Origin of the sequence: Microbacterium amylolyticum (genome assembly GCF_011046975.1) — a bacterium.
Classification (GTDB): Bacteria; Actinomycetota; Actinomycetes; order Actinomycetales; family Microbacteriaceae; genus Microbacterium; species Microbacterium amylolyticum.
Genome location: NZ_CP049253.1, coordinates 1,772,823 through 1,794,599 on the forward strand (window position 1 = coordinate 1,772,823; position 21,777 = coordinate 1,794,599).

The window sequence follows — 21,777 nt, forward strand, 5'->3', positions numbered from 1 at the left end:
TCCTGGTCTTTCGGTCAGTACGCGAAGGCGAGCACGTCGTCGCCGGAGCCGGTCTTCTTCGACGGTGGTGTGCTGTCGTCATCAGCGTGTGTGAGCTCCGGCATGGCGCTGGCAACGCCGCCGCGGACGTACTTCGTCAGAAGGAACACTTCGACGATGCCCAGAACCGCGTAGATGGATGTCAGCGCAATGGTGGAGAACAGCAGCTCCCCGGCCGTGACCCCGGGGGAGACGGCAGCGGCAGTGAACATGAAGACGCCGTCGACTCCGGTGGGGTCGGGATTCGGCGCGACGACGAACGGCTGGCGGCCGATCTCGGTGAAGATCCACCCGGCGCTGTTGGCGGCGAAGGGGGCGAGAATGCCGAGGATTGCGAGTCGCATGATCCACGGGGAGGAAGGAACTGTTCCCTTCCGCGTGAGCCAGAGCGCAACGGCGGCGCCGAACGCCGTGATCCCGCCGAGGCCGATCATCAGCCGGAAACCCCAGTAGGTCACCCACATCGGGGGCACGTACTGCACCGTGCTGCCCGCACGGTCGCCGTAGAGCGCGTCGTTCGGAATCGTCTCGCCGTACTGATCGATGTACTGGGGCTCGAGCTCGTTGATGCCGGGCATATCGGCGCCCCAGTCGCCCGCCCCGAGGAAACCGAGGAGGCCGGGGATCTCGATCAGGGTGATGACGTCTTCGCAGCTGGTCGTACCGGGATCGCCGAGAGAGAGAACGGAGAACGACGATCCCGTGTGGCAGGCCGCCTCGGCGGACGCCATTTTCATCGGCTGCTGCTCGTACATCAGCTTTGCCTGCACATCGCCTGTTCCCACGGTGGCGGCGAAACCGACGATCGCCACAATCGCTCCGAGGCGCAGGGACGTCAGCCAGACGGAGTGGTCGGTGCGGTCGCGTCCGGGAATCGGCGCCTCGCCCACGATCACCCTGCCGGTGGCGTCGACCGTGTCGATGCCGTCGTGGCGGCGGCGCCAGAGCTGGTACCAGGCGATGCCGACGAGGAACATTCCGGCGACGACGAGCGAGCCCGCGAGCGCGTGCGTATAGGCGGCGATCGCCGTGTTGTTGGAGAGAACGGCCCAGACATCCGTCATGTAGGGGCGTCCGTCGTCGCCCAGCTCGACGCCGACGGGGTGCTGCATCCACGAGTTGGCGACGATGATGAAGTACGCCGAGATCCACGAGCCGCCGACGGCGAGCCAGAGGGCCATGAGGTGGAGGCCTTTGCGAATGCGGCCCCATCCGAAGATCCAGATGCCGAGGAACGTCGACTCGACAAAGAAGGCGAGCAGTCCCTCGAGGGCCAGGGGAGCGCCGAAGACGTCCCCGACGAAGCGCGAGTATTCGCTCCACGCCATGCCGAACTGAAATTCCTGTACGAGGCCGGTGGCGACGCCGAGGATGAAGTTGATGAGGTAGAGCTTCCCCCAGAACTTCGTCATTCTCAGGTACTGCTCGTTGCGCGTTCGCACCCAGGCGGTCTGCAGGATGGCGACGACGAGGCCCAGGCCGATCGTCAGCGGGACCATGAGGAAGTGGTACACGGTCGTAATGCCGAACTGCCACCGTGCGATGTCGAGAACGTCCACTCGGGGCTCCTTTTGAGCGGGAGGGCGCGGCTACCCGCGCAATTTCTACTCAGTGTAGAAGATAGTTCTACGTTGTGTAGAACTTTTTCGACAACTCGTAGATGTTTCTCGACACGCTGTAGAATAGTTTCCAGAAGCGCCCGGACGCGGGCCTCGCGCACGAAGGAGCAGTAGCACTTGGGCACACTCGGAGACCTGGAACGAGCCGTCATGGACGTGCTGTGGGATGCCGAAGAGGCGGTCACCGCCTACGACATCAAGGACGCAATCGAGGAGACACGCGACCGCGAAATGGCCGCGACCACGGTGCTCACGGTTCTCGCGCGTCTCGAGAAAAAGGGCTTCGTCGCTCCGGACAAGACCGTGCGCCCACACCGGTACCACCCGGTCAGTACACGAGCTGAGCACCAGGCCGATCTCATGCATGAGGTCCTCGGCGTCTCGGGAGACCGCACCGCCGTTCTGGCACGCTTCGTCGGCGGCGTCTCTGCGGAAGATCAGGCCGTCCTCCGCGAACTCCTCCAGGGCTGAGAGCCCCACCTCACCTCGTAGGCTCGAGGTATGTTCTTCCCGGCGCTGATCGCCGCCGTTGTTCTCGGCGGTGTTGCCGTCGTGCTCGCGTGGCCCGCGCCGATCCTCCTCTCACGCGCCGCCTGGCCCGCCCGCGCTCCCATTCGCGCCCTCCTCCTGTGGCAGGCCATCGCGATCGCCGGAGGGCTGACGATGATCGGCGCCCTTTGGCTGCTCGGAACGGCCTTCTTTCCCACGCACCCGTGGCTCGCCGGAATTCCCGCAGCGGCGCTCGCCGCGTACCTGCTGGCGCACCTGATGATCACGATGGTGCGCTTCGAGCGCCAGCGCCGCCGACACCTGCAGCTTCTGCTCCTGCTCAGCCACCCCGATCCGGATCGCGAGCGCACCGTGGTGCTCGACGACAACGCGCCGGTCGCCTATTGCCTGCCGCGCGGCGTCGGATCGGTGACGGTGCTGTCCAAGGGGCTCTTCGACGCGCTCGACGACGATGAGCTCGCCGCTGTTGTCGCGCACGAACGCGCCCACGTTGAACAGCGCCACGAGGTGCTGCTGGTCGCCTTCAAAGCCTGGCGATCGGCGCTGCCGTGGTTCCCGATCGCCGCGCGGGCGGAAGCCGAGGTGGAGGCGCTCGTCGAAATGGTGGCCGACGACCAGGCGCGCCGCACCCAGCCTGACGCGGTTCTCGCCCGTGCGATTTTGCAGGTGGGGCGCGTCGGAGGAGAAGGCGCCTCCAGTCGGCGCAATCGTATGCACGACCGCTTCCGGCGTTTGGCCGAGGGGAACTCGCGAGAGATCTCCTGAGCGGGCACGCTGCGAGATAAGGTGGCGGCGATGAGGATATCGCGTCGCACGCTGATGATGGGCGCCGGAGCCGGAGCGCTCACGGTGCTCCTTGCGTCCTGCACCCCGGACACCCCGGGGCCTGCTCCGACGCCAACGCCCACGCCCACGCCGCGGCCCACAGGAACCCCCGAGCCCATTGTTCCCGGGGTCCCCGCGCCCTCAGCGTTTCTCCGGACCGATTGGGCAGAAGACCCGTTCGCACACGGTTCGCGTAGCGTGACACCTGCGGGGTCATCACCCGTCGATCGGCAAACGCTCGGCGCGCCCGTCCTCGACCGGCTTTTTTTCGCCGGAGAGGCGACGAGCCTCGATCGCCCCGGCACCGTGACCGGCGCCGCGGAATCCGGTGACAGAGTTGCCGACGAGATGATTCACGTGGCCCTCGATCGGGATCGCGTCGCGGTTGTCGGAGCGGGGCTGGCCGGAGCGACAGCGGCTGCCCGTCTCGCCGAGGCCGGACTGGACGTGACGGTGTTCGAGGCGCGCGAGCACGCAGGCGGACGCATTTCGACGCAGGAAGACACCGATTGGCCCGTGAAGCCGCAGCGCGGCGCGTGGCTGCTGAACGAGCGCGAAAAGGCTCTCTCGGCGCGCATGGCGCTGGTCGGTATCGGCACGATCAGTCTGAACGATGCAGCGGCGCGCGGTGCGGACGGTGCCACCGAGATCCCGGAGGGGGAGCGTGTTACCGAGGTGATCCGCGGCGCCGCAGATGGGCCCGTCGACCTCACGATTGCGCAGGCGCTGGAGGAAAACGGCGTCGACATCACTGAGGACATTGCGGCCTACCTGGCGTGGATGGCCACCGAAACCGGAGCAGACCCTGAAACGGCGTCGACCTGGTTTCCTCCGGCGGCGCCCGGCGGTCAGGTCGATGCGATTGTCAGCAGCACCTCCCCGCTCATCGATGATCCTCTCGGCGACCTCGATGTGACCTTCTCCACTCCCGTTTCCGGTGTCGCCTATGACGAGGACGGTGTCAGCCTCCGGCTCGCCACGGGGGAGGCGCTCACCTTCGACCGCGTTGTTCTCACCGTGCCGCTCGGCGTCCTGCAGGCGAACAGCATCGCGTTCGACCCGCCGCTGCCGCTCGAGAAGCGCGCTGCCATGGGCGCGCTCGAGATGGGGGCGGTGGAAAGTGTGTGGCTTCGATATGACGAACCGTTCTGGGATGCAGACGAAGCGATGTGGCACGTTGTTGGGCCCGTCGACGGCGTCGAGCCCGACGAGGACGGGACCGACACCACGATTCGCACCTGGATCAATCTTCTGCCGGCCACGGGAGAACCGATTCTCGTTGGCATTGTCGGGGGAAGCGCTGCGCGTGCGCTCGCCGCGATGAACGACGACGATGTGCTCGACATCGCCGCCCGATCGCTCGTTCCGTTCCGCGCCGCACAGGCCGCGTGATCTGATCCGTTGCTGGCGGCTACTCTGCTGGCATGGGTATCGCACTGGACGTCCTCGTTGTCGGCGAGGCATTGATCGACATTGTCGAATCGGGCAGTGATGTCCATGAGCACGTCGGCGGCAGCCCCGCCAATGTCGCGCTCGGGCTCGGCCGTCTCGGGGTCAACGCCGCTCTTCTCACGCAGGTGGGCGACGATGAACGGGGGAAGCGAATCATGTCCCACATCGAGGGCTCCGGGGCGCGTATCTTGCGCGAGTCGGTGGATTCGCGGCCCACCTCGACCGCCCGTGCCCGGATTGCTGAAGACGGCGCGGCCGATTACGTTTTCGACATCCACTGGGAGGCGCTCCCTGACGCCGCTTACCCGGCGCCGCGCCTGGTGCACACGGGATCGATTGGGGCCTTCGCCGAGCCGGGAGCCGAGTCGGTTGTCGAGCTCCTCTCGCAGATCGGGGCACAAGAGGTCACCTTCGATCCGAACATTCGCCCCGCTCTCGTTGGCGAGCGTGACGACGCGCTGCGGCGGTTCGAGCAGATCTGCGGCTTGGCGACTGTCGTGAAGATGAGTGATGAGGACGCCGCGTGGCTCTTCCCCGGCAGCACGCCGGATGAGGTCATCGATCGCACGCTTGCGATGGGGCCTCGGGTTGTTGCCGTGACGCTCGGAGGAGATGGGGCGATCCTTGCGAGCGCAGCGGACCGCGTGAGAATTGCTCCCGTCGCAGTAGCCGTTGCAGACACAATCGGTGCCGGTGACACTTTTATGACGTCGCTGATTAATTCGGTTTTGGAAACGGGTAGCAGTGCTCTCAGTCGAACAGATCTGGAGCGCATCGGTACGGCGGCGGCCAGAGCGGCAGCGATCACGGTGTCTCGTGCGGGAGCAGACCTTCCGTGGGCGCGTGAGCTGGTGTGAGGCGGTGGCTGTCACACATCACCCGTGAGCGGTGTCTCATGAGCAGGAGGGTGCCGACCGGGTGCCCTCGCCTGCGAAGGAGAGCCGCCATGACCAGCACGTTCCGCATCCCCAAAGCCCGCATCGCCGGCCCGTACGGGGCGATCTTGACCCGATTCGTGAAGGGCATGTGGGGGCAGGTACCCGACAACGCCTATGCGCTCTGGCACAACCGGCGCGTGATGAAAAGCGTTCTGAGAATGGAACTCGGCGCGATGCGATGGAAGGCGCTCGATCCGCAGCTGTCCTCTTACGCCGAGATGGCAGCCGCTGGCGTCATCGGCTGTAGCTGGTGCCTGGACTTCGGATACTTCCAGGCGCACCGATCAGGGCTCGACCTCGACAAGGTGCGAGACGTCCCTCGCTGGCGGGAGAGCGATCGCTTCACCGCGACAGAACGAGACGTGATGGAATACGCGGAGGCGATGACGGCGACGCCGCCTACCGTCACCGATGCGCTGTCCGCTCGGCTTCTCGAACAACTCGGCGCGGCGGCAATGGTGGAACTGACCCAGCTGATCGCTCTTGAAAACATGCGTTCGCGCTTCAACGCGGCGGCGGGGCTCGAAAGCCAGGGCTTCTCCTCTGTCTGCGAGCTTCCTCTGGCTGTACCGTCTCCCGCATGAGCAGCGACGCGTTCTCCGATCATCGCCGGCTGCTGTTCACCATCGCCTACGAGATCCTCGGTTCCGTCGCCGACGCCGAGGATGTTGTTCAGGAGGCGTGGCTGCGGTGGAACGATGCTGATCGCTCGGCCGTGCGCGACGAGCGCGCGTATTTGGCGCGGATCGCCACACGCTTGTCCCTCAACCGGCTGCGCACACTGGCGCGGCGCCGCGAAGACTACGTTGGCCCGTGGCTTCCGGAACCCCTGATCACCCGCGGCGATGTCGCCGATGACGTTGTCCTTGCCGAGAACGTGTCGACGGCGATGATGCTGGTGCTCGAGACGCTCCAACCGATCGAGCGTGCCGTTTTCGTGCTCCGCGAGGTTTTCGGATTCGAGCACAGGGAAATCGCCGACGCGGTTGAACGGACCCCGGAGGCCGTGCGGCAGATCGCCCATCGTGCGCGCGGCCACGTCGAGGCGCGCCGTCCGCGGACCACGGTGGATGCTCAGGAAGCCGCCCGCGTTGTGGAACGCTTCCGGATCGCCGCCGAAACAGGCGATCTGCAGGGTCTTGTTGACGTCCTTGCCCCCGACGTCGTTTTCCTCAGTGACGGCGGCGGTAACGTCACCGCGGCGCGGCGCCCGATCATCGGCGCCGATAACGTCATCCGCTTCATCGCCGGACTTCTCGAGCAGAACCCGGGCTCTGCCGTCGAAGCCGCCGAGGTCAACGGAACCGCCGGCCTCCGCGCGCTGGTGGGTGATGCGGTGGACGGCGTGATCTCGTTCTCGGTTGACGCAGGCGTGATCCGCGAGATGTATTACGTCCGCAACCCGGAGAAACTTGCGCGGTTGCGGACACACAACCTGATCGGACGGTGATTACACCCGCGCGCGCACCCAGTCGAGCTGGATTCGGCGCTGGTGCGGCCCGCCGCCCTCGTGGTCGTTGAAGGGGTACACCTCGATCTGACGATCGTCGCTGCCCCACGCGTTGAACGCGGCGAAGACCGTCGACGGAGGGCAGGTGAGATCCATGAGGCCCACCGAGAACAGCGTTGGGGCGCTGGCAAGCGACGCCAGGTTCGCACCATCGAAGTAGCTCAGCGTGCGGTAAACGGTGTCTTCCGCGCCCCGATGAGACGCCAAATAGGTGACAATCTCGCGGTACGGATAGCGGTCGGTCATCGTCGTCGCGCGGGGGAAGTCGCAGAGGAACGGCACGTCGACAAGCGCGCCCGCGATGCCATCGGACAGTGCCGTCGCGGCGATCGTGATGCCACCGCCCTGGCTTCCTCCAGCGGTAAAAACGGGCACGCCCGGAGCAAGTTCGCGCGCCACATCGACCGCGAAGGCAGCATCGGTGAAAAGCCGGCGGTAGTAGTACGTCGATCGATCGCCGATTCCCCGCGTCATCACACCGGGAGCGGAGGGATCGCCGCCATGCGGATCGGCGGTGTCGCCACGGTTGCCGTGCGCATATCCCTGACCGCGTGAGTCGACGATCAGATGGCCATAGCCCGCCGACACCCACTCCGCGTGCTGGTGGGGCAGTCCGCGGCCGCCGCTGTAGCCGAGGTATTCGACGATGATCGCCGTCGGTTCAACATGAGATGGACGGTGGTACCAGGCCTTGACGGGATCTCCCGCAAAACCCGAGAACGTCACATCGACGGTGTCGACAAGAGCCAGCCCGTTGTCGACGGGCTCGGTGCGCGTTGCTGCACCGGCCGCGCGCGACTCCTCGAGCGTCGCTTTCCAGAACTCACCGAGATCGGCGGGAGCGGTGTGATCGGGGCGGTACTCACGCAGCTGCGGGAGCGGCAGATCGAACTGCGGCACGTCGGATTCCCTTCCTCGTCGAATGCGACATCCGTGAGCATATCCAGGAATCGGCACCCCGGCGCACCGCGGTCGTCACTTAACGTTCGACAGTCTGGTGCACCTTGCTGACGCCGATCAGACCTGCCGCCACGCTGGCGAATACCGCGAGGGCCAGAAGGCAGGTCAGCGCGAACTCCGCGAAACCGGAGACCTGCCGAGCGTCGAGGAAGTAGTACGGGTACCAACCGATGATCGAACCGCGCCAGAGGGTGAAAACTCCCCACACTAGCGGGAACGCCAGCACGTAGGTCAACAACCGCCACCGGGCCTCGCGGCGCCCCGGGCCGAAGATCCACGCGAGGATCGTGAACGCCGGCAGGCCGAAGTGCAGCACGTGATCAGACCAGGGAACCGTCATGGGAATACCGCGCGCCCCCGCCTGCCAGATAAGGATCGCGAAGACCAAGCCCGCCGTGATGGTCCAGCTCAGCACGACCGTGCGAATGTCGGTCAGCCACCGGGGGTCCTCAGGAGTGCGCAAGGCGACCACTCCCGCGATCACGGCGATGATGACGAACGCGATGTTCGACTGGATCGTGAGGTACGCGAAAAAGTTCTGACCGGCGATCGTCTGTGAGCTGAGTCCCCACAGCAGTCGGTGAACAAGCGATACCGCGCACAGCGCCGCCGCCGCGAGGCGGGTCAGCCCAAAAACCGTGCGCTTCGTCACCTCCGCGAGTCTACGAGGTGGGTCCGTTGCAGGCGATTAGAACAGCAGCCGCGCCTCGATGATGTCTGGTGTCGGGTGACCGGCGACAGGGGACAGGCGGATGCGGGTTCCGGGTGCGGGAGGCGCGATGACAACGTTGATCGTGTCTTCGCCCGCCGGGATTTCGTGCACGGGGAAGTCGAATTCGCCGAGGCTCACCGCCATGGCCGTCGGCACCTCCGACGCGCGCAACCGCACGTGGATCCGCCGCGATTGCCAGCCCGGATCGCGCAGTTCGAAAGACACGGGCGCATGCAATTCGCGCCAGCGCTGGTCGCCGTTCACGCGGAGCGGGGCGCCATCACCCGAGAACGCGTGGTCAGACTCCGGCTGCTGTTCGCCGAACGTCACAGAATCGACCGTTGCGGCGTCGATCGTCAAATGTGCGTCATGAGCGCTGAGAGCTGAGCGCCGGCCGGGGCCCGTCGCAATCGGCCAGTACACCGTGTACCGGCTGTCGTGGATCCCGGCGAACGGTTCGAGGGTGACCGCGCCGATGGGATCCGTGGTCGCCAGCCGGTAGCGCAACGGTTTGACGCGATCGAGCGCATCCGCTCCCTCCTCGACGAGCGGCATATCGGCCACCTCGCGGAGCGGGCCCGCCGCGATATGACCCATCCGGCTGTCATCAGCGCGGAGCCCGTCGAGGTCGCGGTTGTCATCACGCGCTGCCAGCACGATGGGGCCGGCAAGATAGGCCTGCCACGGCGAGCCGTCTGCGAGAGGCTCGGCGCGGAGGGGAAGCGGCACACGAAACGTCAGCTGATCGCCGTCGTTCCACACCCGATCCACGCACACGGCGCCGATCATCTCCGTGACGGCGACGGCCTCGCCATTCACGCGAATGTCCTCGAGCCCGTTCGACCAACCCGGAACCCGCACCCGGATCGGAAAAGCCCGCGGCTGGTCCGCCTCGATCGTGAGCGTGACGCGATCGTCGAGGGGAAATTCCGTCACCATGCGCAGACGAACGCCGAACGCGGCGGCGTTGAGCTCGGCCGGGGCAAAGAGGTTCACGGCGATGGCGCCGTCCTCCACACCGAACAGCCATTCTCCGTATCGGGCCTGCATTTCCATTCCCGTTCCCACACAGCACCAGAAACCCTCGTGGGGCTGCGAGTAGACGCGGTAGTGGCGCGGACGCATCGGCGTGAAATACGCGAATCCGCCGTCGGGGTGCTGCGCGGAGAGCACATGGTTGAACAGGGCACGCTCGGCATAGTCGAACAGCTCAGGGCGAGCATCGCGCTCCGCCAGGAACCGCGTGAGCTTCAGCATGTTGTACGTGTTGCACGTTTCCGGCCCCTCGCGGTCGTCGATCATCGGCGCGAAGTTGTCGGCGGGATGGAAGTGCTCGCGAACGCTGTTGCCGCCGATCGCCACACTGCGACGTTCCACAACAGTCCGCCAGAACACACCGGCCGCATCGACGAGGGCGGCGTCGCTGTTCGCGGCATACCCCACGGCCTTCGCGATCGTCGTGTTCGCGTGCCGACCGGTGAGGTCGTCGCGTCCGTTCAGAAGCGGGTCAAGGATCACGCGATGGGAGAAGCGACGCGCCATGACGGCGAAGTCTTCCCGGCCGGTGAGCGCGGCCAATTCGGCGAACGATTCGTTCATGGCGCCGAACTCGGTGTCGAGCATCGCCTCGAACGCCTCGTCGGACATCTCCGCGGCGATGTCCAGCCACCACTCGGCGAGACGAACGACCATGCGCAGTGCACGCTCATCGCCGGCAATGGTGTGCGCGTCGAGGAGGCCCTGAAAGAGCTTGTGCAGGTTATACCAGGGCACCCAGTGCGTCGATGATCCCAGCGAGCGAGCGGCCGTGACGCCTCCCTCGCGCAGGGCATCGAAGAGCGCCGCGCCTCCGGGGACACCCCCGAGCCAGCCCGAGCCTGCCGCGTCCTGCGCGCGCTCTAGCTCCCCGATGGCGTAGCGGAGGCGCCGCATGGCTTCCTCCTCGCCCGTCGCGGCATACAGCAGGGCGAGCGCCGAGAGCCAGTGGCCACCGATATGGCCGTCCAGCCCGGAGTCCTCCCAATTGCCGTAGGAGGGAGCCTTCGGCTTCAGACCGGCCTCACGCAGGAACGGTGCAAGCAGCCGGTCGGCGTCGAGTCGGAGCGCGTAATCAAGATCCGTCTGAGTCGCCTCGGCGAACGGGCCATCCGTGATGCGGACGGCGTCGGCGGAAAAGAGCTTCATTGTGCGCTCCTGGCGATGGGTGACGTTACCGGCGGTCACACGAGGTTAGATCAACGGCACGCAGCGCTCGAGCTCCGCCGTCTCGTAGAAGGGGGAATCAGCCTCAATCGACTCGCAGGGCGTGGCGAAGGCGATTTCACGCTCGTTGTAGAGCATCCGTGTGATGGTGTCGCCCTCGGCGTTCACGAACGTATCCCACTGGATGTTCGCGCCCATCGGCGCAACCTCGCCACCGCGCCAGTCGTTGTTGTCGTAGGTGAACAGGTCGCCCTCTTCCTGCTGCTGCGTGCTGCCGGGAAGGTGCATGAGGGCGGCCAGCGGGAAGATCTGCTCGGCGTGCGCGAACCGGAAAACGGCGCCCGGCTCACCGGAGGCGGTGTGCTCGGTGAGGGCGTCGACGAAGGCATCGCGCAGCGGCTCCGCCATCCGGAAGGTCACGTCTTCGCCCGCGAAGCCCGGGCCCTTTTCGTAGAACGACTCGGCGTCGTTGAGGTAGGCGAACCAGAGGGCATCGTCTTCTGCGACGAACTGAGACCAGTCAGTGTCGATCTCCTCGCTCATTCCGGCAACGATGATGTATGCGTTGTAGAGCATGTCAGCGGCGTCCACCTCGTCCTCAACGTGTGTCTCACCCTTGCCGCGGTCGGTGAAGGAGAACTCTCCGCCGGCGAGAGAGTCAACAAACGAGGGGTCATATAGCCGCTCGAGCATGTTCCGTGCGCGCTCTCGTGTTTCCGGCAGATCGGACAGCGCGTCCTTGGCCGCCTCGAGTCGCTCGTCCTCTTCGTCGTACTTCTCATACGCCTCGTCGCTCTTGTGGAAGTAGAGGGTCTCTTCATCCACGACGACGTCCGTCAGGTGGGACGCGACGTCCGGGGCGGCGGACGCGAGACCCTCCGAGAAGTTCTCTGCGCTGTCGGTGGCGCGCTCTTTTCCGGACGAGAGGATCTCGATCTCCCCGCCGGATTCTGCGATCGCTGCGAAGAGTTCCGGAACGCGCTCGGCGGTGCGGCTGCCCAGGTCGGACAGCTCGGAGATCCCGCGAGCGCTGAGGTTCCCGTAGCCGAGTTGCTCGTTGGCGGCCATCAATTCGTCGAGGGCAACCTTGAAGTCCTCGCCGAGCTCCGTCAAAGCCCCCGCTTCTGAGGCAGCGTGCCAGACCTGCAGGCTGAGGTCGTCGTACTTCAGGCTGGACAGCGCGCGCGAACCGTGGCGTGCCACGGACTGGCTCAGCAGCGGCGTGAAGCCCTCCGGAGCCTCGGTGACGTCGACGGACTCCGGCGCCGGGTAAATCGACTTGGAGCCGAGTCCCGGGAGGGCCTCTGACGTTGTGGGCGTGGCGGATGTCGTGGCGCAGGCCGATGCGCCGAGGGCGATCGCGGCCGCGGAGGCGATCAAGGTGAGGGAACGAGAAGCATTCATGGTCGCGACGCTACGAACGCGGTGTGAACGCGGAGCGTGGGCAAGGTGAACCACAGGGGCGGGTGTGTGGAACGCTCCACACGTCCCGGGTCGGGTGCGGGAGGGGAGCCCGTGTCGGCGTCGGGAATGACCCCTTTCGCGTCGTCCTCGGGTCGGCTATCTTACTTACGCACAGCGAACGAGTGTTCGTATAGCGAACAATCGATGGGGAGGCCGGATGATCGACAAGACCGTGAGCGGCGTCGAAGACGCCGTGGCAGGAATCGCAGATGGCGCCACCGTGATGATCGGCGGGTTCGGTCGTGCGGGGCAGCCGGTGGAGCTGATCGACGCCCTCATCGCCAGCGGAGCGCGGGATCTCACGATCGTGAACAACAACGCCGGCAACGGCGATACGGGGCTTGCGGCGCTTTTGGCAACCGGACGGGTGAAGAAGATCATCTGCTCCTTCCCTCGGCAGAGCGACTCGTGGGTGTTCGATGACCTCTACCGCGCGGGTCGCATTGAGCTTGAGCTCGTCCCCCAGGGCAACCTGGCCGAGCGTATCCGCGCAGCGGGCGCTGGTATCGGTGCCTTCTACACGCCAACGGGCGTCGGCACCGCACTGGCCGACGGCAAGGAGATCCGCGAAATCAACGGGCGCAGCTTCGCGCTGGAGTATCCGATTCATGCCGACGTCGCGCTGATCTCGGCCTTGACGGGTGATCGCTGGGGAAACCTCCTCTACCGCGAGACGGCGCGCAACTTCGGGCCGATCATGGCGGCCGCGGCGTCCACAACGATCGCGCAGGTGGACAGCATCGTCGATCTCGGCTCGATCAACCCCGAACACGTTGTCACCCCCGGGATCTACGTCGATCGCGTCGTCGCGGTGGGCGAGCGGCGCTGGCTGACGGACGGCGCCTTCGTTGGCGGCGTCGACATCGAGGGCAACCCGCTCGTGAAGGAGGAAAAGTGACGGAGCTCACCAAGATCACCCGGCAGGAGCTGGCCGCGCGTATCGCGGCCGACATCGCCGAGGGATCGTTCGTCAACCTGGGCATCGGCGCACCGACGCTCGTTGCGAACTACCTTCCGACCGACCAGGAGATCATCCTGCACACCGAGAACGGCCTTCTCGGCATGGGGCAGCAGCCGGACGAGGGGTGGGTCGATCCCGATCTCATCAACGCCGGCAAGCAGCCCGTCACGGCCGTCGCCGGTGCCGCCTACTTCCATCACGCCGACTCCTTCGCGATGATGCGCGGCGGGCATCTGGACGTCTGCGTTCTTGGGGCGTTTCAGGTGGCGCAGAACGGCGACCTCGCCAACTGGTCAACGGGCGCGCCCGGCGCGATCCCTGCGGTTGGCGGCGCGATGGACCTGGCGATCGGCGCCAAACAGGTCTTCGTGATGACCGACCTGCTGGCGAAGTCCGGCGAGTCCAAGCTGGTAACGGAGTGCACGTATCCGCTGACGGGGGTCGGCTGCGTGACGCGCGTCTATACCGATCACGCGATCTTCGACGTGACGGCATCCGGTTTCCGCGTGCGCGAGGCATTCGGCGACAACACCACTTCTCAGCTGGAAAAACTCACCGGCCTGACCCTTTCGGGAGAGTGACATGAGCGCCACATACATCTACGACGCCGTTCGCACGCCGTTCGGCCGTGCCGGTGGGGCGCTCTCGGGCGTGCGGCCGGACGACCTTGCCGCTACCGTGATGCGCGCCGCAACCGAGCGCGCCGGCGTCGATCCCGAGCGCATCGAGGACGTCATCTTCGGCGACGCGAACCAGGCGGGCGAAGACAACCGCAATGTCGCCCGTTTCGGGGCGCTCCTCGCCGGATTCCCCACCTCCGTGACGGGGACGACCGTGAACCGTCTATGCGCGTCGAGCGTGGAGGCCGTGATCCAGGGTTCGCGGGCGATCGAAATCGGAGACGCCGACATCATCCTTGCGGGTGGCGTCGAGTCGATGAGCCGCGCACCGTGGGTGGTGGAAAAGGCGGCCAAACCGTTCGCCGCCGTCGGAAATCAGACGATGTGGAACACGGCGATCGGGTGGCGGATGATCAACCCGCTTCTTCCGAAGTCGTGGACCATCTCCAACGGGGATTCGGCGGAAAAGATCGCCCGCGAGTGGGGCATCAGCCGCGATGAACAGGACGAATTCGCAGTTCGCAGCCATGCGCTCGCCGCTGCGGCCTGGGCTGACGGGGTCTACGACGGTGAGATCGTGCAGGTCGACGGCCATGAGCTGGAGCGCGATGAGGGTATCCGCGACGGGAGCACGGTGGAGAAACTGGCGCGGTTGGCGCCGTTGTTCGCCGCGGACGGTTCGGTGACCGCGGGCAATTCGTCGTCGATCAACGACGGCGCGTCGGCCGTTCTGCTCGGCGCGGACGGGGCCATTGACGCCGAGCCCCTGGCACGGATCACCGGTCGAGCCGCCCACGGCGTTGACCCGGACCAGTTCCCGATCGCCCCCATCGAGGCGGCGAACAAGGCTCTTGCCCGCGCGAGGCGCACGTGGGCCGATGTCGACCTGGTCGAGCTGAACGAGGCCTTCGCGTCGCAGAGCCTCGCCTGCCTCGCGGGATGGCCGGAGCTCGATCCCGCAAAGCTCAATATCCACGGCGGTGCGCTCGCGATCGGGCACCCGCTCGGCGCATCGGGCGGACGCATCATCGGCCACGCCGCGCATGAGCTAGCCCGCCGGGGCGGCGGTGTCGCGGTTGCGGCCATCTGCATCGGCGTTGGTCAGGGACTTGCCGTGGTTCTCGAACGATAATGGTCCGGGTGTGGACCGGGAGCGCAATCGATGTCTGAGCGTGATTTCGTGCAGTCGCTGGCGCGCGGGCTCGCCGTGATTCGGGCGTTCGACGCCAATCACACGCGACTGTCACTGAGCGAGGTTGCCGCCCGCACCGACATTCCGCGGGCGGCTGCGCGCCGATTTCTGCACACCCTGGAGGAGCTGGGGTACGTGCGACAGGTGGCACGCACGTTCTCGTTGACGCCGCGCGTTCTCGAACTCGGCCACAGCTATCTCTCGGCGCTGTCGCTGCCGGACGTGGTGCATCCGCATCTCGAGCGGCTGTCGCACCGGCTCGGCGAGAGTGCTTCTGCGGCTGTTCTGGACGGGACGGACATTGTCTACGTCGCGCGTGTACCAATGCGGCGCATTATGAGCGTCGACATCACGATCGGTACTCGCTTTCCCGCTCACGCGACCAGCATGGGGCGGGTGTTGCTCGCGTCGTTGCCGGACGAGGAGCGCGCGGAGATCCTCGATCGGCCTTTGGCGTCGCTGACGGAACGCACGATCGCCGACCCCGCGGCGCTTGCCGATGAGCTGGTCCGTATCCGGCAGCAGGGCTTTGCGATCGTTGACGGCGAGCTCGAAGAGGGCGTGCGGTCGGTCGCGGTTCCGCTTCGGGGCCGAGGGGAGCGGGTGATCGCCGCCATGAACGTCTCAACGTCCGCCGCGCGGGTGACCCGTGACGAGCTGATGGACGCCTTCCTCCCGGCGCTGCGGGGTCAGGCGAAAGAAGCCGACGCCGAGCTCACGCTGGTGTGAGGTTCACACCGTTCCCGCTGGTGGCCACACGCCGATGATGACGGCCATTACGACGAGCGTGACGAGCTCGTGGGCGATGTTCATCGTCGTCAGCTGAGACGGCCTGCCCTCGAAGGCGTCGTGTGTGATGAACCGCGCTGCCGTGAGGCCCGCCCAGAGCAGAATGGCGGTGACCAGAGCGGAGGTCAGGTAGGCGCCGTCGTAGAAGTGCCAGGCGATCGTGGTCGCCCCTGCGAGCACCCACGCGGTGACGAAGCCGACCAGCACCGTGACGATCATCGGGACGATCGCGTCTTTGCTGTCGCCCGAGAGATTGACCTTCGCGAGTTTCGCCCAGCGCGTTCCGAAGACCTTCGGTGCGTACCAGGTTGCCCCCACCACCATCGACGACAGCGTCGCGATCAGAACCGCCCAGTAGTTGATCTCGGGAATCATGACTTGACGCTAGCGCGTGCGGGGTGCCGGGAAAAGGCGTGTGATCAGAGCACGTATCGGTTACGTCCAACGAGGGGCCCGAGCAGCGCCTGGGCCACCAGCAGGCCGAGGATGAGCAAGAGCGGAGCCTTCCATCCGCCCGTTGCCTCGTACAGCACTCCGACGATGACGGGAGGGAACGCCGCGAAGGCGTAGCCGACGGACTGCGCCATGCCGCTGAGGGCGCTGGAGGACATCGCATCGCGTGCGCGGGACGCCATCAGGGTGAGTGACATGGCGATGGAGGCACCGCTGGAGAACCCGAAGAGCATCCCCCACCACAGCACCCCTTCCGGTGCGCAGAGGAGGCCGCACACGCCGGCGATCCCCAGCGACGGCAAGACGGCGGGAACAAAGCGCTCGGCTGAACCTCGCAGAAGAAGCGGAAGCAGAAGCAATCCCGCGACGCTGGTGACCTGGCACATCATCACGTCGAAGCCGGCGAGCGATTCGGAGCGCCCTACTGAACGCGACAGCGGTGCGAGCCAGGTGAGAACGACGTAGAAGGACGATGCCTGCACGCCGAAGTATGCCGCCACCTGCCAAGCGAGGCGGTCGCGCCAGATCCCGGATCTGCGCGGCGCTGGTGGCGCGGGCGCCGTTGTTCTCGCGGTGTCGCGGGAAGCAACGATCCACAGGGCGAGGGCGACAGGAAGCGCCGCCGATGTGGCGAGAAGGGCAACGCGCCACCCCCACGGAGTGCCGTCGATGGCCGGCAGATGTGAGATCGGGACGACGATGCCTGATGCGATCGCGCCGCATCCCGCGAGGATCGACGTGTACAGAGCGGTGACAACGGGTACGCGTGACCCGAAGGAGCGTTTCACGACGGCGGGGAGTAAGACGTTGGCGATTGCCAGCCCAACGCCGATCAGCGCGGTGCCGATCCAGATGCTCCCGATGGGGCCGGGCAGCGAGCGGACAACGCTTCCGATCGTGAGAAGAACCAGCGCCGCGGAAACTGTTTTGTCAAAACCGAAGCGTCGTGCAACGGGATGGGCGAACGGAGAGACCAGCGCCCAGGTGACGAGCGGAACGGAGGCGAGCCCACTCAGCGCGGCCACGCGCATACCCGTGTGCTCGCTCATCTGCTCCAGCAGGGGGCCGACGCCGGTGATCGTCGCGCGCATATTGACGGCGATGAGACACAGCGTCACGAGGAGCAGCACAAGGCGCGCGCTACGCGGTTGATCACGGCTCATCTCGCGAGCTTATTCCGGCGGATGCCTCGCCCCGCCCGCATCCTCTCGATTGCTGGGAGGCCAGCGCCGTAGGCTGGACGGGTCACGCACCAGGAGGAGCACCGATGGACTTCGTTTCCGAGCCCGATATTGACGTCTATCGCGACGCCCTCCCCGTCGTGGCGAGACTGTACGACTCCGTGCCCATGATCGCGATTGCGATCGTGCTGATCGTTCTGGGCGCAGCGGCATGGGTCGCCAGCCAGGTTCTCCGTACGCGGGCTCGTTCAGCGTCCCGGTGGCTCGTTGCGGTGACGGCGATTCTGCTGGTTATGGCGTCCGGCGCCTTGCTCGGACGAATCCTGGCCACCCAGCAGATCGATGATGTGGCCGAGCGGGCGTGGGCGATGGCCTGGGCGGACCAGATCGAAGACACCTACGGACTGGAACTGGCGGAGGGGGAGATCGCCGTCGGTCAGGCGGCGCTCCGGCGTGGCGGCCTCGAGATGCCCGACGAGGTTCCGGGTGCGGACGAACCCGTCTTGTACCGCCCGTGGGGCATTAGCCGGATCGAGCCCGTTCCGGACGGAATCTCGTACACGTCGATGGTGCTGCGCATGGCGTGGACGGGAAGCGATTTCGTGCTGTTGGCGGGAGATCTCACCGACGAGATGGCGCCGTACCAGCCTGTCGACTGAGCTACGCGATCGGCCAGCCCGTGTACGCCTCGGCGAGAAACGCACGGCCTGCCTCGGAGTCCACAACGGTGCGTAGTTCGCCCACCTGACGCAAGCGGTCGAACTCGGAAGCGTCGAAATGCGGGCCGTCGGTCTGCTCAGCCTGAAGCGTCACATCGCCGGGAACTTGCCCGGCTACATGAATGTCGACTCTCGGATGGTCGTGGGGGCACTGCCCCTCACCGCCAACGGAAAGCGTGATGACCGAGCACTGCGCGACATGTGGGAGCGCCGCGTGGCGGAAGAAGAGGAGAAAGCCTAGATGTTCGCCGTTGCAATCAAGGAGTTCCGTGAACTCTTCCGAGACCATCGAACGCTGGGGTTGCTCTTCGGGCTCCCCATCGTTCTGCTGATCATCTTCGGATACGCAGCCAACTTCACCGTCGACCGCGTGTCGGTCGCCGTGGTCGGAGCCCAGGCACAGGCAGCCGTTGACTTCATCAACGACATCGACGACCTCGATCCATCGGTGGACATCGTGCTCATCGACGAGTCGATGTCGGAGGCCGACGTCGATGGGATCCTCAAAGCGGGTGACGCCGACGCGGTCATCGTGACCCGAGCCGACAGGGAGTCCGGTTCCCTCATCGAGCAGGGCGAGTTCGCGGTGGACGGATCAGAGATCTTCCCAGCGCAGGCCTCGGTCCAGGTGTTCCAGCGTCTGCTGATTGAGGAGTACTCCGAGCAAGCGGCGAGTGCGCAGACCGACCTCGACGACATGCAGAGCCGTCTCGCCGATGCGCGAGAGGGCATCGCCGAGGCCCGCGAGAGCCTCGACGATCTCACCGGCGCGTTGGAAGCCGTTCGAGCGGCACCGACACCGGAGAACCTGGCCGCGCTGTCTGCGCTGCAGCTTCCCGATCTGGCGGCCCTCGACGCCGATCTCGGTGACGACAGCGATCTGCAGCTTCCCGACCCGGCAGAGATGTCTGAGCACTTCTCCGATGGCGTGACGATGCGGTTCAACCCCGATCTGCACACTTCCTGGGTGATGATCCCCGGACTGGTCGGGCTGATCCTCACGTTCGTCGCCACGGTCATCACGAGTATCGGACTGGTCCGCGAGCGTGAGTCCGGCACGATGGAGCAACTGGCGGTCATGCCGCTGCGCCCCTTCAGCATCATCATCGGCAAGATCGCGCCCTACTTCTTGATCGCAGCGCTCGACATGGTGATCATCACTTTGCTCGGGATGTTCCTGTTCGACGTACCGTTCGAGGGTTCGGTGCTCCTGATGCTCACCGGATCCGCGGTGTTCCTGCTGGTCGTGCTCGGATTGGGTGTCCTCATCTCGACGGTGTCAACCTCGACCGGTCAAGCTGTGCAGCTGGCGATCCTCGTCGTGTTGCCGCAAGTCCTCCTGAGTGGGCTCATCTTCCCGCTCGAGGCAATGGCCGATGGTGTCCGCTGGATCGGCTATGCGTTGCCGCTGACATGGTTCATCGAGATCGCGCGGGGTGTCATGCTCCGCGGCGCCGACTTCCCCGAAGAGATCCTGCCTCTGGCGATCCTTGCCGGCATGGCCGTCGTCATGTTCGGTCTGGCTCTGGTGCGGATGCACCGCCTCCTGCGTCGCGGGGGTGCCTGATGACTGCGACGGTGACGCAGACGATCGGTCTCACCGACGTCGAGGTGAGATTCGGTCGGACGATCGCTTTGCACGACGTGACCTTCGCGTTGGATGCGGGTTCGGTCACCGGACTCATCGGCGGCGACGGATCGGGTAAGTCGACGACGTTGCGTGTGCTGGCGGGCACAGTCCGGTCCCGTAACGGATCGGCCACTCGTCTCTCCGCCGCGGACGTCGGCTACCAGCCCTCTGATTCCGGAACGTGGCGCAACCTCACCGTTCAGGAGAACATCAATTTCGTCGGGCACGTGCGGGGTATCTCCGCGGCCACACTGCGCGAGCGCGCGAAGGATATGCTCCAGCGTGCCGGGCTCGACCATGCTCGTGACCGACTCGCGCGTGACCTCTCCGGGGGTATGCGGCAGAAGCTCGGCTTCATCCTCGCCACCATCCACCGACCGCGTCTCGTCCTGTTGGACGAGCCCACCACGGGGGTCGATCCGGTCAGCCGCGCTGATCTGTGGGATCTGGTCAGCGATGCTGCCGCAGACGGGGCGTCGATCGCGATGGCCACCACCTATCTCGATGAGGCGGAGCGTTGCGCGCGGGTGCTGCTGTTCGACCGGGGTGAGCTGCTGGCCGACGACACACCAGAGGGTGTGGCGGCGTCGGCGCCCGGAAGCCTCTATGTGTCAGCGCCGGGGGAGAAGCTCCCCAACGACGGCGACACTGTGTGGTGGCGTCGAGGAATGCAGATGTTCGGGTGGTCACCGGTCGCGCTACCTCCGAGCGAGTACTATGAAGGCTCCAGCGCCGACCTCGAGAACGCCGCTGTGGCATATGCATTGGATGCGACCCGCAGGCACGCGCCGGAATCGTACGAGCGCTTCCGACGTGATGCGGACCTGCCCTCGTCCGCGGGCGGTGTCGGATCTTCTGTCCTCGTCGCTGCCACCGACATCACTCGAAAGTTCGGCTCCTTCCAGGCGCTCAAGGGCGTGGACCTCTCCGTCGCCACGGGTGAAGTCGTGGGACTGCTCGGTGGCAATGGCGCGGGTAAGACGACACTCATTCGCGTGATCCTCGGTCTCACTCGCCCCACCTCAGGAGCGGTGCAGTTGTTCGGCGAGGACGAGTCCACTCTGGCCGCGCGTCGACGAATTGGCTACGTGGCGCAGGGCATTGGGCTCTACACCGGACTCACCGCTGCAGAGAACGTGCGCTTCGTCGGCCAGGTATTCCGCGCCGACGTCGACGAGGACATCAAGGGGCTGGATCCCCGCATCGCGTCTACCGTCGTCCACGTGCTCCCCTTGGGAGAGCAGCGGAACGTCGCAGTCTTGGCGGCAACGAGCCACGATCCCGAACTGCTCGTCCTCGACGAACCCACCTCGGGTATGGACCGTCTCGGCAGCGTCGCGCTGTGGAGCCGCGCCCGGCAACACGCTGACCGTGGCGCCGGTGTGCTCATCACGACCCACGACATGCGGGAAGCGGAGCAGTGTGACCGCCTGGTGTTGATGGTCCAGGGTGAGGTTGTCGGAGTGGGTACACGCGACGAGCTCCTCGCTGGGCGCGAGGTCATCGGAGTGGAGACGCCTGATTGGCAGAAGGCCCTCTCTGCGCTGCGCGCGAGTGGATTACACGTGAGCCTGCATGGTCGTCAATGCCGAGTCGTACCCGATGAGACGCATGACGAGGACGTCGTGCGGGCGATCCTCGAAGAGGCCGGCGTGGAGTCCGTCGACATCAGGCGACGCCCCGCTTCGCTGCAGGAGGTCATGGTGCACGCGCAGCTGGCCGGGGTGGCCGTCGAAGCCGACTGAAAAGAGAGAAGCGACAATGGAACAGATGATGGCACTCGTCGTGCTCCTCGCGGGAGCGACGGTGGGTGGTCTCATCGTGTCGCGTGCGCGCATCCCCGGAGTGCTCGGCGTGATGACCGTGGGAGTTCTCCTCGGGGTGGGCCTCGACGCGTACGCCGACGTGGTTCCCGCGTTCGCGCTCCTCACCGCGAAGGACAGCGTGCTCAAAGGGCGTGAGGAACGAACTGGTGACAGGTTCGGTTTAGGCCGCGAGTGT

General features: G+C 65.9%; 22 protein-coding genes. 14 read left to right on the forward strand and 8 right to left on the reverse strand.

The annotated features are described in order from the left end of the window. Positions 1–14 precede the first annotated feature (14 nt). Positions 15–1,598 (reverse strand): cytochrome ubiquinol oxidase subunit I, encoded by a 1,584-nt coding sequence (locus tag G6N81_RS08625; RefSeq protein WP_165135666.1) that lies wholly within the window; start codon positions 1,596–1,598, stop codon positions 15–17. Positions 1,599–1,775: 177 nt separating this feature from the next. Here G6N81_RS08625 and G6N81_RS08630 point away from each other — a divergent pair, with 177 nt between their 5' ends. From G6N81_RS08630 to G6N81_RS08655, 6 genes are all read left to right on the forward strand, one after another. Then, the gene (locus G6N81_RS08630; protein WP_165135669.1) at positions 1,776–2,129 is read left to right on the forward strand and encodes a BlaI/MecI/CopY family transcriptional regulator; all 354 of its coding nucleotides are present in this window, start codon (positions 1,776–1,778) and stop codon (positions 2,127–2,129) included. Between the two features lie 30 nt (positions 2,130–2,159). Then, entirely contained in the window at positions 2,160–2,933 is a 774-nt protein-coding gene (locus G6N81_RS08635; RefSeq protein ID WP_165135672.1) for a M56 family metallopeptidase, read from the forward strand. Positions 2,934–2,963: 30 nt separating this feature from the next. Next, positions 2,964–4,385 carry a flavin monoamine oxidase family protein gene (locus G6N81_RS08640; protein ID WP_165135676.1) on the forward strand — a complete coding sequence of 474 codons (1,422 nt, stop codon included), beginning with the start codon at positions 2,964–2,966 and terminating at the stop codon, positions 4,383–4,385. 32 nt (positions 4,386–4,417) lie between these two features. Then, positions 4,418–5,302 (forward strand): carbohydrate kinase family protein, encoded by an 885-nt coding sequence (locus G6N81_RS08645; protein WP_165135679.1) that lies wholly within the window; start codon positions 4,418–4,420, stop codon positions 5,300–5,302. 89 nt (positions 5,303–5,391) lie between these two features. Further along, positions 5,392–5,967, forward strand: a complete 576-nt coding sequence (locus tag G6N81_RS08650; protein ID WP_165135682.1) for a carboxymuconolactone decarboxylase family protein — start codon at positions 5,392–5,394, stop codon at positions 5,965–5,967. Next, on the forward strand, positions 5,964–6,833 hold the full coding sequence (locus G6N81_RS08655; protein WP_165135685.1) for an RNA polymerase sigma-70 factor: 870 nt from the start codon (positions 5,964–5,966) through the stop codon (positions 6,831–6,833). Before G6N81_RS08650 ends, G6N81_RS08655 begins: the two co-directional genes overlap by 4 nt. On the opposite strand, the gene G6N81_RS08660 is transcribed toward G6N81_RS08655, so the two are convergent. From G6N81_RS08660 to G6N81_RS08675, 4 genes are all read right to left on the reverse strand, one after another. Further along, positions 6,834–7,793: an acetylxylan esterase gene (locus tag G6N81_RS08660; protein WP_165135688.1), complete on the reverse strand. Its 960-nt coding sequence runs from the start codon at positions 7,791–7,793 to the stop codon at positions 6,834–6,836. 79 nt (positions 7,794–7,872) lie between these two features. Next, complete coding sequence (locus G6N81_RS08665) at positions 7,873–8,505, reverse strand: Pr6Pr family membrane protein (RefSeq protein ID WP_165135691.1); 633 nt, start codon at positions 8,503–8,505, stop codon at positions 7,873–7,875. A gap of 36 nt (positions 8,506–8,541) precedes the next feature. Next, positions 8,542–10,749: a beta-L-arabinofuranosidase domain-containing protein gene (locus G6N81_RS08670; protein WP_165135694.1), complete on the reverse strand. Its 2,208-nt coding sequence runs from the start codon at positions 10,747–10,749 to the stop codon at positions 8,542–8,544. A gap of 45 nt (positions 10,750–10,794) precedes the next feature. Further along, positions 10,795–12,171 (reverse strand): histidine-type phosphatase, encoded by a 1,377-nt coding sequence (locus G6N81_RS08675; protein ID WP_165135697.1) that lies wholly within the window; start codon positions 12,169–12,171, stop codon positions 10,795–10,797. Between the two features lie 217 nt (positions 12,172–12,388). On the opposite strand from G6N81_RS08675, the gene G6N81_RS08680 reads away from it, so the two are divergent. Genes G6N81_RS08680 through G6N81_RS08695 form a run of 4 tightly spaced genes read left to right on the forward strand, consistent with a single transcriptional unit; the run spans position 12,389 to position 15,733 of the window. Further along, positions 12,389–13,129, forward strand: coding sequence for a 3-oxoacid CoA-transferase subunit A (locus G6N81_RS08680; RefSeq protein WP_165135700.1), 741 nt, complete (start codon positions 12,389–12,391; stop codon positions 13,127–13,129). Beyond that, a complete protein-coding gene (locus tag G6N81_RS08685; protein WP_165135703.1) occupies positions 13,126–13,773 on the forward strand; it encodes a 3-oxoacid CoA-transferase subunit B in 648 nt (215 codons plus the stop codon). The genes G6N81_RS08680 and G6N81_RS08685 overlap by 4 nt, the downstream gene beginning before the upstream one ends. Position 13,774: 1 nt before the next feature. Beyond that, entirely contained in the window at positions 13,775–14,944 is a 1,170-nt protein-coding gene (locus G6N81_RS08690) for a thiolase family protein (RefSeq protein WP_165135706.1), read from the forward strand. Positions 14,945–14,974: 30 nt separating this feature from the next. Beyond that, positions 14,975–15,733 (forward strand): IclR family transcriptional regulator domain-containing protein, encoded by a 759-nt coding sequence (locus G6N81_RS08695; protein WP_165135709.1) that lies wholly within the window; start codon positions 14,975–14,977, stop codon positions 15,731–15,733. Positions 15,734–15,736: 3 nt separating this feature from the next. Here G6N81_RS08695 and G6N81_RS08700 read toward each other — a convergent pair whose 3' ends face one another. After that, on the reverse strand, positions 15,737–16,168 hold the full coding sequence (locus tag G6N81_RS08700; protein ID WP_165135712.1) for a DUF1761 domain-containing protein: 432 nt from the start codon (positions 16,166–16,168) through the stop codon (positions 15,737–15,739). 44 nt (positions 16,169–16,212) lie between these two features. Then, a complete protein-coding gene (locus G6N81_RS08705; protein ID WP_241244933.1) occupies positions 16,213–17,409 on the reverse strand; it encodes an MFS transporter in 1,197 nt (398 codons plus the stop codon). 104 nt (positions 17,410–17,513) lie between these two features. On the opposite strand from G6N81_RS08705, the gene G6N81_RS08710 reads away from it, so the two are divergent. Next, positions 17,514–18,086, forward strand: a complete 573-nt coding sequence (locus tag G6N81_RS08710) for a hypothetical protein (protein ID WP_165135715.1) — start codon at positions 17,514–17,516, stop codon at positions 18,084–18,086. A gap of 1 nt (position 18,087) precedes the next feature. Here G6N81_RS08710 and G6N81_RS08715 read toward each other — a convergent pair whose 3' ends face one another. Further along, the gene (locus tag G6N81_RS08715) at positions 18,088–18,240 is read right to left on the reverse strand and encodes a hypothetical protein (RefSeq protein WP_165131320.1); all 153 of its coding nucleotides are present in this window, start codon (positions 18,238–18,240) and stop codon (positions 18,088–18,090) included. A gap of 24 nt (positions 18,241–18,264) precedes the next feature. On the opposite strand from G6N81_RS08715, the gene G6N81_RS12840 reads away from it, so the two are divergent. The 3 genes from G6N81_RS12840 to G6N81_RS12845 are packed head-to-tail and all read left to right on the forward strand — an operon-like array spanning position 18,265 to position 21,521. After that, on the forward strand, positions 18,265–18,387 hold the full coding sequence (locus G6N81_RS12840) for a hypothetical protein (RefSeq protein ID WP_277602640.1): 123 nt from the start codon (positions 18,265–18,267) through the stop codon (positions 18,385–18,387). After that, the gene (locus G6N81_RS08720; protein WP_165135718.1) at positions 18,388–19,713 is read left to right on the forward strand and encodes an ABC transporter permease; all 1,326 of its coding nucleotides are present in this window, start codon (positions 18,388–18,390) and stop codon (positions 19,711–19,713) included. Beyond that, entirely contained in the window at positions 19,713–21,521 is a 1,809-nt protein-coding gene (locus G6N81_RS12845; protein ID WP_165135721.1) for an ATP-binding cassette domain-containing protein, read from the forward strand. The genes G6N81_RS08720 and G6N81_RS12845 overlap by 1 nt, the downstream gene beginning before the upstream one ends. Positions 21,522–21,777: the final 256 nt, after the last annotated feature.